Origin of the sequence: Aeromonas sp. 102P, assembly GCF_051920345.1 — a bacterium.
Taxonomy (GTDB): domain Bacteria; phylum Pseudomonadota; class Gammaproteobacteria; order Enterobacterales; family Aeromonadaceae; genus Aeromonas; species Aeromonas veronii.
Genome location: NZ_JBQBCZ010000001.1, coordinates 3,425,478 through 3,440,154, shown reverse-complemented (window position 1 = coordinate 3,440,154; position 14,677 = coordinate 3,425,478). Strand labels below are relative to the sequence as shown.

Here is a 14,677-nt window from a genome sequence, read left to right as displayed (position 1 = left end):
CAGATCCCTCGGCAGTAGTGAGAGGGATCCGGGGCAGCACGGGTCAGTGCACAAAACATGCACAACGCTGCTCACGAGAGAAAACGTTTGGCGATAACGCCTTGTTTTTGCGGGATGAGTCACATACCGGCCAGATAAGTGTCCGGCTGCTGGCAGGGGAAGGAGGTGAGGGCATCTCAGATTGGTAAGGGGTTTATCATTATTGGTCTGGCGATCTCACTTTGATAGTCGGGCACCATAACGTTGCTCGCAATGCGCCCCTCTGCATGTGACGGCACTCGCGGGCCGCAGGGCGCAATCGGGGGCGGGGGCGTGATCCAAAGCAAGAAAGTTAGATGTTTTGGTGGCGCACGGGGCCGCCGCTGGGGTAGTTTCGATAAAACCGACACAGATCCTGAGGTCTTATCCATGATCATCTATCTGCATGGCTTTGATGCCACCAGCCCAGGCAATCACGAGAAAGTGCTGCAGTTGCAGTTTATTGATGATGATGTGCGTTTCGTGCACTACAGCACGGTTCACCCCCGTCATGATATGAGCCATCTGCTCAAGGAAGTGAAAAAACAGCTCGATATGAGTACCGATCCCAAACCGCTGATCTGCGGCGTGGGTCTTGGTGGCTACTGGAGCGAGCGGATCGGCTTTCTGTGCGGCATTCGCCAGGTGATCTTCAACCCCAACCTCCATCCGGAAGAGAACATGCAGGGCAAGATCGACCGGCCGGAAGAATATGACGATATCGGTACCAAGTGTGTAACTGAATTTCGTAAGAAAAATTCAGGAAACTGCCTGTGTATCCTTTCCGTTCAGGATGAAGTGCGCGATAATCGGGACACTGAACGTGAATTGAAGAACTATTACGACATCGTGTGGGATGAGCGCGAGACTCATAAGTTCAAAAATATCTCGCATCATCTGCAGCGGATGAAGGCCTTCAAAGAAGCCTGATCCATCACGTCGACCGATTTCGTTTTAGGGAGCCAATGGCTCCCTTTCGTTTTGAGGAACCGAGGAAAATCATCATGATGAATATTGTCGTTGTAGGCGGCGGCGCCGGTGGCCTGGAGCTGGCCACCAGTCTGGGTCGCAAGCTTGGCAAGAAGAACAAGGCCAAGATCACTCTGGTCGATCGCAACCGCACCCACCTGTGGAAACCCCTGCTGCACGAAGTGGCCACCGGCTCCATGGATGCGGGCATCGATGCCCTGAGCTACCAGTCTCACGCCAAGAACCACGGTTTCGACTTCCAGCTCGGCACCCTGACCGACATCAAGCGTGACGATAAACGCATCGTGCTGGCCCCGATCCACGACGACAATGGCGACATCGTGGTCAACGAGCGCGAGCTGCCCTACGACTATCTGGTGATGGCCATCGGTTCTGTCTCCAACGACTTCAACACCAAGGGCATCAAGGATAACTGTATTTTCCTCGATAGCCCCTCCCAGGCGCACCGTTTCCACAACAGCATGATGAACCGCTTCTTGCAGTTCGCCACCGAATATAAGCCGGGCGATAAGGTGAAGATTGCCATCGTCGGCGGCGGCGCCACCGGCGTCGAGCTCTCTGCCGAGCTCTACAACGCGGTCGAGCAGCTCTACGCCTACGGCTTCAAGAACCTCACCACCGACAGCCTGAAGGTGACCCTGGTGGAAGCGGGCCCGCGCATTCTGCCGGCTCTGCCGGAGCGCATCAGCGGCGCCGCCCATCAGGAGCTGGTCAAGCTGGGTGTGGACGTGCGTACCGCCACCATGATCACCGAAGCGACCAGCGACGGTCTGCACACCAAGGATGGCGAGCTGATTGAAGCGGATCTGATGGTGTGGGCGGCCGGTATCAAGGCACCTGACTTCATGAAGGATATCGCTGGTCTTGAGACGAACCGCATCAACCAGCTGGTGGTGAAAGAGACCCTGCAGACTACCCGTGACGAGAGCATCTTCGTTATCGGTGACTGCGCTGCCTGCCCGCAGCCGGATGGCAAGTTTGTGCCGCCGCGCGCCCAGTCTGCCCACCAGATGGCCAGCCAGGCGTTCAAGAACATTCTGGCCAAGATGAACGGCGGCGAGATGAAGCCCTACCTCTACCACGACCACGGTTCGCTGGTCTCCCTCAGCCGCTTCTCCACCGTGGGCAGCCTGATGGGCAACCTGATGCGTGGATCCATGATGGTCGAGGGCTACATTGCCCGTCTGGTCTACATCTCCCTCTACCGGATGCACCAGATCGCCCTGCACGGCTATGTCAAGACCGGCCTCATCATGCTGGTGGGTCGCATCAACCGTGTGCTGCGTCCGACCCTGAAGCTGCACTAAGCCAAGGTTTGACAGAATTCGGAATACCAAAAGGAGAGGCGATGGCCTCTCCTTTTTTATGGGCGCAGATCAGGAAAGAGAGCGTTACTTGCCCAGATAGGTACGGTCGAAGAAGGTATTGACCCAGTGAGGGCGGTAGATGGCCAGCACCGTCATCGCCATGCCGTTGAGCAGGGCTTCGGGGAACAACAGCAGTGGCCAGATGGAGAGGTAATCCGCCGTGATGGTGTGCCAGGGGTAGCTGTCACTCAGCCCCATCAGCAACGCACTGGCGGCCACCTTGACCGAGATGGTGATGGCGCCGCCGAGAAAGGCGGCCACGAAGATATAGACAAAGAGATGGCGCGGCAGCCAGGCCCAGCTGGCCAGAAACAGCAGCCAGCTGGTGGCTACCGGCAGGGCGATGCCAACCAGTGCCTGCCAGCCAAAATCGGCCAGATTGGTGACACCGAAGTAACCGAGCACCAGCAGGGTCAGGCAGGGGGCGAGCAACGCCAGTCGCCAGCCCAGCAGCAGGGTGAGGGAGGTGAGCCCGAGAAAATGGACCTCCAGCCCCTCATGCAGACCGGCCCTTAGATACCAGAGCGGCACCAGCGCGATGGCACTCCCCAGCAGCAGGTGCTGATAGAGGGGGTTGTCATAGAGGGTTTGCCACAGGGAGCGGCGCAGGCTGAAGGCCAGCAGTACCAGCCAGATCAGGAGGGCGGCGAGTTGTCCTTCACTCATCTTGTCGTCCATTTATGCAGTAGAGTCCGGGCGGTCTTCCCGACCGCCCATAGCAGAGCAGGCTGACGAGTCAGCCTGCTTTTACCATCAATATTTGACGTTGTTGTGGTACTTGCCGAGGATGCCCTTGACCCGTTCCATGGTCTCCTTGCTGGGGGGCTTGATCCCGCTCAGCTCGTACGGATCGCCCAGCACGTCCCACTTGTGTTTGCCCAGCTCATGGTAGGGGAGCAGCTCCACCTTCTCCACGCTCTCGCCCAGCTCGGCGATGAACTGGCCCAGCCCTTCGGCGCTCTCGTCGTCATCGCTCCAGGTCGGTACCACCACGTAGCGGATCCACATGGTCTTGCCTTTGGCCGCCAGATAGCGGGCAAACTCCAGGGTGTATCTGTTGCTGACGTGAGTCAGCGGAATGTGTTTCTCGTCATTGATCTGTTTGATGTCGAGCAGCACCAGATCGGTCTGGTCGAGTAGCTTGTCCACCTGTTCGTCGAGATGACGGACGAAGCCGTTGGTGTCGAGACAGGTGTGGATCCCTTTCTCTTTGCAGGCGGTAAAAAGTTCGGTAATGAAAGCCGGTTGCAGCATGGCTTCACCGCCGGACGCTGTCACGCCACCGCCGGAGGCATTCATGAAGTGGCGATAGCTGGTGATGTCACTCATCAACTCCGGTACGGTCACTTCGCGGCCACCTTCGGTATCCCAGGTATCGCGGTTGTGGCAGTACTTGCAGCGCATCAGGCAGCCTTGCATGAATACGATAAAGCGTATTCCCGGGCCATCGACAGTGCCGCAGGTTTCGACGGAATGGATCCGGCCAACGGTGCCGTGAGCTCCGGCTGGCTGGCTGATTTCAACGGCAGGGATCCGATTAATGACAGACATAAACAACTCCAACGATTCGAGCAGGCCGTTATTTTATTACATAAACCCCTATTGATCCTACACCTTTAGTCCGGCGCCCGGCTGCCAAGCAGCTGCTCCAGCCCCTTGACGGTGAGCGGCCGACTGGTGAGAAACCCTTGATAATGCTGGCATCCCAGTGCTTTGAGGATGGTCAGCTGCGCTTCCTCTTCCACCCCTTCGGCGGTGACGGTAAAACGGAAGACCTGGGCCAGATCGAGTATCGCCTTGACGATGGCTCTGTCCTGTTCGCTGTGTACCAGGGTTTGAATGAAGCTTCTGTCCAGCTTCACCTCGTCTGCGGGCAGATCCCGCAGATAGGCCAGAGACGAGTAGCCGGTGCCGAAGTCATCGATGGAGATGAGGATGCCGAGCTCCTTGAGCTGGCGCATTCTGGCAATACTCTCCTGCCGATTCTCCAAGACTACCGATTCGGTCACCTCCAGCAGCAGGCGGGAGGGGGGCACACCGGTGTCGCGCAAGATGTACTCCACCTGTTGCACGAAGCCCTGGGTGTGGAACTGGCGGGCACTGACGTTGACCGACAGATGGGGGATCTGCAGGCCACGGTTGAGCCAGAAGCTGTATTGGGCGCAGGCGGTCTTCATCACCCAGTAGCCGATCTCGAGGATCAGGCTGGTCTCTTCGGCGATGGGGATAAACTCCCCGGGTGGCACCATGGTGCCGTCGCTGCGCTGCCAGCGCAGCAGCGCCTCGATACCCGACAGCGAGCCATTGTCGACCCGGTATTGCGGTTGATAGTGGAGTTGCAGCTCGTGGTGACGCAGGGCATCGCGCAGCTCATTGGTGAGGGTCAGCCGGTTCTTCTCATGCTGGGCCATCGCCTCGGTAAAAAAGACGTAGTGGCCCTGACCGGCGCGCTTTGCCATGTGGGTCGCGGTGTCGGCCTGTTGCATCAGGACCAGATGATCCATCTCGTTGCCGGAGAAGAGGCTGATCCCCACCGAGGCGCTGCAGTGCAGCTTGTGATCGCCGATGTCAAACGGGGTGCGAAACAGCCCCATCAGCTCGCGGGCGAAGTGCTCTGCCAGAATTTTGGCGGTGACCTCGCCTTGTCCGAGCTGGGTAAAGAGCAGGGCAAACTCATCCCCCGAGATGCGCGCCTGCACCAGATTGTCCTGGGGCAGCTCCCTGAAACGTTGCACCACGGCCTGCAGCAGCAGATCGCCGCAGGCGTGACCAAGGGAGTCGTTGATCGACTTGAAGTTGTCGAGATCCACCAGCAGCAGGGCGCCCCACTGGCCGTTGGGGGCGCTCAGGGTCTGCTGCAAAATATGGTTGAGGCTGCGCCGGTTGTGCAGACCGCAGAGATCGTCGTAGTAGGCGAGCTGCTCGATATGTCTGGCCGCCTCTTTTTCCTGTGTGATGTCGTAGAAGCTGCAGATGAAGTGGCTGAGCTCCCCCTGCTCATCCTTGACGCCGTTCACCATCAAGCGCACCGGAAAGAGGTGACCATCCTTGTGCAGGCAGCGCTCTTCCCCAAGCCAGAACTCCTGCTCGTTGACGGTGCGGCTGACATCCTCCTTGAGATGATCCCCGTAGTAGGTGGGGCGCAGCTTGCGAATGGAGTGACCGATAACCTCTACCTCGCCAAATCCGGTGATCCGGCTGAAGGAGTGGTTGACCTTGAGGATGATGCCGTTGTGATCCATCACGATCAGCCCATCGTGGGTATTAAAGGCTACCTCGGCCAGTCGCAGGGCATCGTCGGTGGCGAGGCGCTTGAGTTCGATGGCGGCCCGCTCGTGCTGGCTGCTCAACAGATCCAGCAGGGGCTCGGGCTCCTCAAGGGGGGTATCGAGCAGCAGGGTGATCTGGCCAATGGGGGCGCCGCTCTGGCCATGGAGTGGAATGCCGATGTAGGCGCTGGCATTGAGGGCCAGCAGCCGGGTCGCCTTGGGATAGCGCACGGGCAGATCTTCCACATAGATGGCCTGACCATGCTGGAACAGCTCCTGAGCGGGGCCGGGGTCGAGCTGGATGGGCTTGAGGGTGGAGCAGATCTCCTCGTTGATGACGCAGCGGGGGATGATCCAGAGATCCTGACCGCGGGGCTGGAACTCGCCGATCCAGCCCACCCGGGCACCGCTGGCGCTCATGGCCCAGCTTACCAGCGTCTTGCAGTAGTCGATGCCGGTCTGCTGGTGCAGCTCGGGCGGGAGGGCCAGCTCGGCGCAGCGCTCTTCCGGTTGCGGTTGCCAGTGGCCGAGCAGCTGGGCACTGCTGCGCACCAGCTGCAACATCTCCTCGCTAAGCGGGGTGGGATCGAGATACTCCAGACTCAGCACCCCGAACAGCTTGTCCTGCTCCAGCAGGGCACCATCAAGGCGTGAGCGCACACCGGCACTGGTCAGATAGAGGTGATTGCTCAGCATCGGCTGGTGGGTGGCCTCCGAGAAACTCAACGCTTTGCGGGTACGCAGGGCGCGGATATAGCGGCTGTCACCACGAATGGGGTAGAGCGCCTCGACCCCCAGGGTGAACACAGGGGTGAGTTGTTCGCTGCCGAGATCGCCGTTGGCCTGATAGTGCCAGAGGATGAGCCGATCGGCCCCCAAGCTCTCTTTAAGGGCCTCGAGCAGGGGCGCATACTGTTGCTGGCTCGCCATCTGGCTGAGGCGCGGCAGTTGCAATGCCAGATCGGCGATGGGCTCCTGACGAAGGTTCTGCAGACAGATGAGCCAGAAGCCATCCTGCTCGTGAGCGAGGGCGATGTGCCAGAGCTGGCTGGCAAAGCGCACGGTGATCTTGCCGCCATGGCCGTTGGCCAGCAGTTGTTCGATGGGCAGGCGCAGGGCATCGGGCAGCTGGGCAGGCCAGGGAGCACGCGGCTCGTCGAGCCAGTAGAGCGGGGTTTGCATCACGTCGGTCAGGGCGACCAGCCGTTGACTGCGCAGGTCCAGACGGAAAAAGAGCGGCGTCTGGAGGGCAGGAGGAAGATGACTGAGTGCGGTAGACGACATGAACAAACAACATCCTGTTAAGCAACCGTCGGGGTTGCAAGAATACTGCAAAATGGTGTGAAACAAAATTTCATTGAATTCTAAATTAGAAAAGTCTAATTTATTGCCCATTATCATGTATGAGGAGTCTTGCAGATGAAACGGATCCTGATTATCGGTGGTGTCGCGGGGGGCGCATCGGCGGCGGCTCGTGCTCGTCGTTTGAGTGAAGAGGCAGAGATCGTGATGTTCGAGCGGGGCGAGTTTGTCAGCTTCGCCAACTGCGGTCTGCCCTATCACATCGGGGGCGATATCCCCGACCGGGATGCCTTGCTGCTGCAGACTCCCCAGAGTTTCAAGCGCCGTTTCAACGTCGATGTGCGGGTCTTCCACGATGTGATTGAGATCGACAAGGCGGGCAAGACCTTGCTGGTGCGCAACCTGCAAACCGGTGAAGAGCAGCGCGAGCATTACGATGTGCTGCTGCTGAGCCCGGGGGCGGCGCCGATCCGTCCTCCCTTCCCCGGTATCGACAGCCCCCATGTCTATACCCTGCGCAACATCCCGGACATGGATCGCATTCTGGCGGCCCTGCATCACGATCAGCCGCGCCACGTTACCGTGGTGGGTGGCGGCTTTATCGGGCTGGAGATGATGGAGGCGCTGCATCAGCGCAAGCTGGATGTCACCCTGCTGGAGCTGGCCGATCAGGTGATGGCTCCGGTGGACAAGGAGATGGCCAACATGCTCCATGCCCGCATCCGGGAAGAGGGGATCGACCTTCGCCTGCGCACCGGCCTCACCGCCATCGAGAGTCTGGATCTGCCTGCCGAGAAGACCTCCGCCGTACCGACCGCCAAAAGCGGTGGCCTGCGCCTGACCCTCAATGACGGTTCCCATCTTGATACCGGTCTCTTGATCCTCGCCATCGGCGTCAAGCCGGAAACCCTGCTCGCCGCCAAGGCGGGGCTGGAGCTGGGCCCACGGGGCGGCATCAAGGTGGATGCCGGGATGCGTACCTCGGATCCCTTCATCTACGCGGTGGGGGATGCGGTGGAAGAGATTGACTTCGTCACAGGCGAATCTGTGCTGATCCCGCTGGCGGGCCCCGCCAACCGGCAGGGGCGCATCGCTGCCGACAACATGCTGGGCCGAAGCGAAACCTACAAGAAGACCCAAGGCACCGCCATCTGCAAGCTGTTCGATCTGGCGGTGGCCAGCACCGGCCTCAACGAGAAGCGACTGGTGCAACTGGGATTGCCGTTCGAGAAGGTTTATGTCCACCCGGGCAGCCACGCCGGTTACTACCCGGGCGCCCATCCGGTCAGCCTCAAGCTGCTGTTTGCCCCGGATGGCAAGATTTATGGCGCCCAGGCCATCGGCAAGGATGGCATCGACAAGCGCATCGACGTGCTGGCGGTGGCCCAGCGTGCCGGTCTCACCGTGTTTGATCTGCAGGATCTGGAGCTCACCTATGCGCCGCCCTTTGGATCGGCCAAGGATGTGATCAACATGGCGGGCTTCGTGGCAAGCAACCACCTGAAGGGGGACACCCTGCTCTGCCACGTGGCCGAGGTACAGGCTCGTAACCCCCATCAGCTGGTGGTGGATGTGCGCAATGGCCCCGAGCTCGACAAGCTGGGCCGCATTCCGGGGGCGCTGCATATCCCCCTCGACGAGTTGCGTGGCCGCCTCCATGAGCTGCCCAAAGAGAAAGAGCTGCTGATCAGCTGTCAGGTCGGGCTGCGTGGTCACGTCGCTTGCCGCCTGCTGAGTCAGCACGGCTTTAAAGTGAAGAATCTCTCCGGCGGCTTCAAAACCTGGCAGATGGCCACCGCCGAGTAACCGTTTTATTTCTGTGCCTGTTTGCCCCTCTCCCTTGTGCGTGCAAGATGAGGGGCTTTTTGTTTCTGCTTTTCGCCCTTCTTGCATTCCCCTCGTTGCTGCAATATTTCGACACACTTTATTTCCTGTGCCGGACAAAATTAACGTTTTGTTCAGGGGATGGGTGCTATAACCCCTGCCTCGTTCATGATGAACCGTGTAGTAGGGAGAGTGACATGCTGGATATGCTGATGGCCATTTGGCATCAGGATTTTGACGCCCTGGTTCAGATGCAGGCGGTACCCCTGCTGAACAGTTGTCTGATGCTGGTACTGCTGCTGGAGTCCGCATTCGTCTTCCTGCCCCTGCCGGGGGACAGCCTGGTACTGCTGGCCGGTGGGTTGGTGGGCATGGGGGTGTTTGGCCCCGAAGTGACTCTTGTCTATCTGCCGTTGGCTGCTGGCATAGGTTCCGTGCTCGCCTACTGGCAGGGACGGGCCCTGCAGCGCACCTGCTTTATGGATCATATCGAACGGATGTTGCCTCCCGACAGCCTGCCCAAGGCGACCCGGCTGCTGAAAAAGTACGGTTTTCTGGCGATGTTCTCCTCCCGTTTTATCCCGTTCGTGCGGGTGCTGACCCCCATGCTGATGGGGATTGGCCGCTTGAGCGTGCTGCGGATGTGCGTGGCCAGCTTTGCCAGTGCCTTTATGTGGGCGCTCTGCCTCAGTTTGGTGGGCAAGCTGGCGATGAATACCCCCTTCTTCCTCCACCACAGCGAACTGTTGACCCGGGCCCTGCTGATTACCTCGCTGGTGCTGTTTCTGGCGGCCGTCATGGCCATCCTGTTTCGCTGGTTCAAAGGCGGAGCGAAAAATGAGACCAGCCATGACTAGATGACAACTCTTGCCGCACTGGATCAGTGGGCAAGGGGGTTCTCGTGCTGCAGGGGGGCGGAATTGTGCCCATTCGGGTAATGAGCTTTGTGTCGGGTGAGCAGGATGCCTTATCCTGTTTCCAGCCACGCTGCGTTTGCAGCGCTCCAACTCGGGATGGAACCTATGCGCCTCTTCGACTCTCCCTCTGCTTCTCACCGCTCTACCGCTGAAACTGGCGCTCTGCGCCGCCGCTGGTCAACCCTGCTGCTTTGCGGGGTGGTCGGTTTGCTGTCTGGCTGCGGCCCTGCCAAGCCCACCAGCCAAATATCGACCACAGAATCCACAGCCCAGCAGGAGGCCGGGGCGCCAACTTCTGTAGTGCAGGCCAATGCCCGCCAATATCGGGATGCCCCGGCGCTGGCGCTGGTCTTCTCCGGCCCCCTGTCGCCCAAGGCCAATTGGCAGAGCTGGCTCGGGGTCAGTGAGGGGGGCAAGCAGGTGCAGGGGGAGTGGATCCTCGCCGACGATGGTCGCACCCTCTATTTCCCGAACGTGCAGCCCGATAAAAGCTATGAAGTGAGCCTCAAGGCGGGGCTGGGCCCATCCCCTCAGAGCTGGACCCTCAAGACCCGGCCGCTGGAGGCGGGAGCCTCCTTTACCGCCAGTGGCATGGTATTGCCGCTGCGCCAAGAGCTGCGCCTGCCCATCAGCGCGGTCAATGTGGATGAGGTCAATATCGACTTCTTTCGGGTCGATGCCGAATACCTGCCCCGTTTCCTGGCCGAGTATCGTCCCGGTTCCGGCATGGGCAACTGGGAGCTTGAGCAGATCACCCAGCGGGCCAAGCGGGTATTCAGCGGCCGCTATGCGCTGGAGCTCGATGCCAACCGGCGCGAGACCCGCCTCATCAATGTGAAGGAGCCGCAGCTGGCTGAGGCTGGCGTCTACTTTGCGGTGATGTCGCCCCTTGGCAACTACGACTGGCGCAAGGAGACCACCTATTTTGCGGTGAGCGACATGGGGCTCAGTGCCCGCCGTTACCGCGATCAGCTGGAGGTGTTCGTGAGTTCCCTGGCCAGCGCCGACCCGCTCAAGGATGTGCAGCTCTCCCTGCTCGACGAGAAAGGCAACCGGCTGCAGGTGCAAACCACGGATCCACAGGGCCATCGCCGCTTCGATCAGGTGCAGGGTGCTCGCTTGCTGCTGGCCGAGCAGGGCAACCATCTGGCGGTGCTGCGTCTCGATGGGGCTGCGCTCGACCTCTCCACCTTCGATCTCGGCACCCAGCCCTGGCAGGCCCAGCAGTTGTATCTCTTTAGCGGGCGAGACCTTTATCGCCCCGGCGAGCGGCTCGACAGCGAGATCCTGCTCAAGGGGCAGGATGGCCAGCTGTTGCCCGGTATGGCAGTGGAGCTGGAGGTGAAACAGCCGGATGGTCAGCTGCTCGAACAAAAGCGGCTGCTACCGGACAATCTTGGCGCGGCCCACTACGGTCTGCGCCTGCCGGACGATGCGCCGCTCGGGCGCTGGACCATCAACCTCAAGACCGCCGCCGGCAGTCGTTTCGAGTGGCCTTTTCTGGTGGAGGAGTTTTTGCCGGAGCGGCTCAAACTGCAGCTTGGCAAGGGGCCGGATGGTGAAGTCACGGATCTGGACGCCGCCCTGACTCTGCCACTGCAGGGGGACTATCTCTACGGTGCACCGGCGAGCGCCACCAAGGCGAAGGCGGAGGTGAAGATCAGCCGCGCCACCATGCCCTTTACCCAGTGGCAGGAGTTCACTTTGGGGGATGTGCTGCTCGCCGAGCAGGCCAAGGATCTCGAGCCCCTCAATCTCACCCTCGATGCGCAGGGGCAGGGGACTTTTTCGCTTGCTGATGAGCTCGATGGGGTGCGAACCCTCGGGCCGCTGGAGGTGGCCTATCGGGTGTCGCTCTCCGAGCCCGGTGGCCGCGCCGTCAATCGCAGCCGCACCCAGTATGGCTGGCCTGCGGGCAGCCAGTGGCCGGCACTCAAGGCCGATTTCGTGGCGGATCGGGTGGAAGGGGGCAAGCCGCTCCCCTTCCAGATCCTCAACCTCGATGAGCAAGGTCAACCGGTGGCGGGGGCGGTGAAGGTGCGCCTTATCAACGAGTACCGCGACTACTACTGGCACTACGCCGATGGCGAGGGGTGGAAGTACGAGTTCAACAGCCAGCCTTATCTGGAGCAGGAGCAGACCCTGCAGCTGGATGGCAAGGGGCCGACCCCCCTAAGCTTGCAACTCGCCGCGGGCTGGTATCGATTGGAGGTGGAGAACAGTCAGGGCCATCAATCCAGCCTGCGGGTTGAGATCGGCAGTTACGCCTGGGGCGGCGGTGGCGAGCAGGCGCGGCCTGACAAGATTGCCATCACCCTCGACAAGCGCGCCTATCAGGCGGGCGACAAGGCCAAAGTGACGCTGGTGGCCCCGCGCCCCGGCAAGGGGTTGTTGCTGGTGGAAGATGGCGACGGCCTGCGCTGGTGGCAGCGTATCGAGCTCAAGGGGGCCGGCGGTGATGCCAAGGATGCCCGCGGCGAGTTCGAGATCCCGGTCAGTCCCGAGTGGCAGCGCCATGACTTGCATATCTCGGCCCAGATCGCCGCGCCAGACAGCGCCTCCAAACCAGTCGGCAAGCAGCAGGGGCAGAGCCTGCGCTCGGTCGGCCTGGTGCCGCTCACCCTGGATCGGGAAGCGCGCCGTCTGCCGCTTACCCTGAGCGCGCCGGACAAAGCGGTGCCGCTCACCCGGCTGGAGGTGACCGCCACCTCCACCCCCAACAGTCAGGGCCGCGTGGTGCTGGCCGCGGTGGATCGGGGCGTGCTCAACATCAGCGATTATCAGCCGCTCGACCCGTTCGAGATCTTCTTTGGTCGCAAGCGCTTCGCCCAAGATTTGTTCGACAACTATGGCCAGGTGATCCCGCCGCAAGATGGCAAGCTGGCCCGCCTCAACTACGGGGGTGACCGGGCGCCGCTGAAAAAGGGCGGTGCGCTGGAGAGCCGGGTCGAAATAGCTGCACTCTGGAGCGGCGAGGTGAGTTTTGACGAGCAGGGCAAGGCGGTGATCCCGCTCGATCTGCCCAACTTCAATGGCGAGTTGGCGCTGATGGCGCTGGCCTGGAACGAACAGCAAGTCGGGGAGGCCGAGCGCGCCGTCAAGGTGGTGGCGCCCTTGGTGGCCGAGATTGGCTGGCCGCGCTTTGGCGCCAGAGGGGATGAGACCCGGGCGCTGGTGCAGCTGCGCAACATGAGCGGCGAGGATCAGACCCTCTCCCTTGCCTGGACCCTCAATGGCGGGCTGAAAGCAAACGGTGAGCTGCCCGGCACCCTTTCCCTTAAAAATGGCGAGGAGCAGTGGCTGACCCTGCCGCTCACCGTGACCGGGGCAAGCGGCGTGGCAAGCCTGCAGTTGGCGGCCAGCGGCAAGGATTTTGCCATCAGCCGCGACTGGACTCTGCCGCTGCGCTCCCCCTGGCCGGCCGAGACTCGCCAGCGCTACCAGATGCTGGCCTCCGGTCAGCAGATGAGCTTTGCGCCAGCTGAGCTGGCCGGGCTGGATCGTGCCAACCTGCAGGGGCTGCTCAGCCTCTCCGGCACTCCGCCCTGGGATCCGGCAGCCCAGTGGCAGGCGCTGGCCGATTACCCCTATGCCTGTCTGGAGCAGACTTTGTCCCGTGCCTGGCCTTACTTGCTGACCACGGCCGATGAGCGGGCCGCCTGGAGCAAACCCGCAGAGGGCAAGAAAGCGGCGAGTGAGGCGGATGTGCAGCGCGCCCTGCTGCAACGGTTGCAGCGGTTGCAACTACCAAGCGGCGGGTTTGGCCTCTGGGATGGTCGCTCTGACGAAGAGCAGTGGCTCACCGCCTATGCCGCCGACTACCTGCTGGCGCGCAAGGAGGCAGGCGACGCTGTGCCGGAGGCAATGCTCAATCAGGCGCTGAACCGGCTGCAAAGCTATCTCACCGACAGTCAGTATGGTGAGCGCTGGAGCAGTGCCCCCGAGCACAGCCGGTTGGCCTATCAGGCTTACAGCGCCTATGTGCTGGCCCGGGTGGGCAAGGCGCCGCTCGCTACCCTGCGCCTTATCTGGGAGCAGCAGGCCGATCACGCCCGCTCCGGTTTGCCGCTCTTGCACCTCTCGCTGGCACTCTCGGCCATGGGAGATGAGCAGAACGCCGCCAAGGCCCTCAGCCGGGCATTGGCGACCGAGCGCGGTGATGACTATCTCGGGGATTACGGCTCGCCGCTGCGCGATGAAGCCCTTGAGCTCTCCTTGCTGCGCCAGCACAAGCTGGCTGCGGAGCGCTGGCCAGCCCTCAGTGCCAAGGTAGCCGATACCCTGGCACATCGTCAGTGGCTCAGCACTCAGGAGCGGCTCGCCCTGCTGCGACTCGCCCGCTTCGATCCGGCCGCCGACTGGCAGGCCAGGGTAACCTCCTCTCTTGGCAGTGGATCCCTGAGCGGTTCGGCTCCGCTGCAGCAGGGCGCCCCCGAGGCGCTGGCGGCGAGCTCCGTCACCAACGAGGGCAGGGGGTCCCTCTATGTACAGCGCACACTGGTAGGTTACCCCGAACAGGCACCGGCACGGATCAGCAAGGGGATGAGCGTGACCCGCAGCTGGTTCAACAGCGACGGTCAGCCGTTTGATCCCGCCAAGGTGAAGGTGGGCGATCTGGTGGTGGTGCGGCTCAACGTCAGTAGCGAATCGGCGGTGCCCGATGCCCTGCTGGTGGAGATGGTGCCCGCTGGCTTCGAGCTGGAGAACCCGGCCCTTGGCAACAGCATCAAGCTGGAAGAGCTCTCCATTGAGGGGAAACCGGCGTGGCAGAGCGAGTGGAACGACTATCTCAAGCATCAGGAGTTTCGCGATGACCGCTACACGGCGGCGCTGGATCTGAGCGAGGGGAGCAACCAGCAACTGGTCTACCTGATGCGGGCGGTGACGCCGGGTCGCTATCAGGTGCCGCCGACCCAGGTGGAGGATATGTACCGCCCCGAGCTGCGGGCTGTGGGTGAGGATATCCATGAGGTGATCATCTCTGAGTAAC

8 protein-coding genes are annotated in these 14,677 nt (G+C 61.4%); 5 read left to right on the top strand and 3 right to left on the bottom strand.

All coding sequences use genetic code 11. The annotated features are described in order from the left end of the window. Window positions 1-408: 408 nt before the first annotated feature. Together ycfP and ACTG1K_RS16050 are read left to right on the top strand one after the other, a co-directional pair. Complete coding sequence (gene ycfP / locus ACTG1K_RS16055) at window positions 409-948, top strand: alpha/beta hydrolase YcfP (protein ID WP_005334000.1); 540 nt, start codon at window positions 409-411, stop codon at window positions 946-948. A gap of 74 nt (window positions 949-1,022) precedes the next feature. Then, window positions 1,023-2,315 (top strand): NAD(P)/FAD-dependent oxidoreductase, encoded by a 1,293-nt coding sequence (locus ACTG1K_RS16050; protein ID WP_158109325.1) that lies wholly within the window; start codon window positions 1,023-1,025, stop codon window positions 2,313-2,315. An 84-nt stretch (window positions 2,316-2,399) separates the two neighbouring features. On the opposite strand, the gene ACTG1K_RS16045 is transcribed toward ACTG1K_RS16050, so the two are convergent. From ACTG1K_RS16045 to ACTG1K_RS16035, 3 genes are all read right to left on the bottom strand, one after another. Further along, window positions 2,400-3,041, bottom strand: coding sequence for an energy-coupling factor ABC transporter permease (locus tag ACTG1K_RS16045; protein ID WP_257699128.1), 642 nt, complete (start codon window positions 3,039-3,041; stop codon window positions 2,400-2,402). An 87-nt stretch (window positions 3,042-3,128) separates the two neighbouring features. After that, window positions 3,129-3,926 carry a pyruvate formate lyase 1-activating protein gene (gene pflA, locus ACTG1K_RS16040; RefSeq protein ID WP_005333994.1) on the bottom strand — a complete coding sequence of 266 codons (798 nt, stop codon included), beginning with the start codon at window positions 3,924-3,926 and terminating at the stop codon, window positions 3,129-3,131. Window positions 3,927-3,991: 65 nt separating this feature from the next. Beyond that, window positions 3,992-6,928: a sensor domain-containing phosphodiesterase gene (locus ACTG1K_RS16035; RefSeq protein WP_440006007.1), complete on the bottom strand. Its 2,937-nt coding sequence runs from the start codon at window positions 6,926-6,928 to the stop codon at window positions 3,992-3,994. Between the two features lie 135 nt (window positions 6,929-7,063). Between ACTG1K_RS16035 and ACTG1K_RS16030 the strand changes: the two genes are divergently transcribed. The 3 genes from ACTG1K_RS16030 (at window position 7,064) to ACTG1K_RS16020 (ending at window position 14,676) form a co-directional block, all read left to right on the top strand. Continuing rightward, the gene (locus ACTG1K_RS16030; RefSeq protein WP_005344666.1) at window positions 7,064-8,752 is read left to right on the top strand and encodes an FAD-dependent oxidoreductase; all 1,689 of its coding nucleotides are present in this window, start codon (window positions 7,064-7,066) and stop codon (window positions 8,750-8,752) included. Between the two features lie 215 nt (window positions 8,753-8,967). Then, window positions 8,968-9,627, top strand: a complete 660-nt coding sequence (locus ACTG1K_RS16025; RefSeq protein ID WP_440006005.1) for a DedA family protein — start codon at window positions 8,968-8,970, stop codon at window positions 9,625-9,627. 165 nt (window positions 9,628-9,792) lie between these two features. Further along, window positions 9,793-14,676 carry an alpha-2-macroglobulin family protein gene (locus ACTG1K_RS16020; RefSeq protein WP_440006003.1) on the top strand — a complete coding sequence of 1,628 codons (4,884 nt, stop codon included), beginning with the start codon at window positions 9,793-9,795 and terminating at the stop codon, window positions 14,674-14,676. Window position 14,677 lies beyond the last annotated feature (1 nt).

What these genes read in the sequence shown, in the direction of transcription:
- ACTG1K_RS16045 (WP_257699128.1), bottom strand. Translation starts at nt 3,041, where the DNA reads ATGAGTGAAGGACAACTCGCCGCCCTCCTGATCTGGCTGGTACTGCTG.
- ycfP (WP_005334000.1), top strand. Translation starts at nt 409, where the DNA reads ATGATCATCTATCTGCATGGCTTTGATGCCACCAGCCCAGGCAATCAC.
- ACTG1K_RS16050 (WP_158109325.1), top strand. Translation starts at nt 1,023, where the DNA reads ATGATGAATATTGTCGTTGTAGGCGGCGGCGCCGGTGGCCTGGAGCTG.
- ACTG1K_RS16035 (WP_440006007.1), bottom strand. Translation starts at nt 6,928, where the DNA reads ATGTCGTCTACCGCACTCAGTCATCTTCCTCCTGCCCTCCAGACGCCG.
- ACTG1K_RS16020 (WP_440006003.1), top strand. Translation starts at nt 9,793, where the DNA reads ATGCGCCTCTTCGACTCTCCCTCTGCTTCTCACCGCTCTACCGCTGAA.
- pflA (WP_005333994.1), bottom strand. Translation starts at nt 3,926, where the DNA reads ATGTCTGTCATTAATCGGATCCCTGCCGTTGAAATCAGCCAGCCAGCC.
- ACTG1K_RS16030 (WP_005344666.1), top strand. Translation starts at nt 7,064, where the DNA reads ATGAAACGGATCCTGATTATCGGTGGTGTCGCGGGGGGCGCATCGGCG.
- ACTG1K_RS16025 (WP_440006005.1), top strand. Translation starts at nt 8,968, where the DNA reads ATGCTGGATATGCTGATGGCCATTTGGCATCAGGATTTTGACGCCCTG.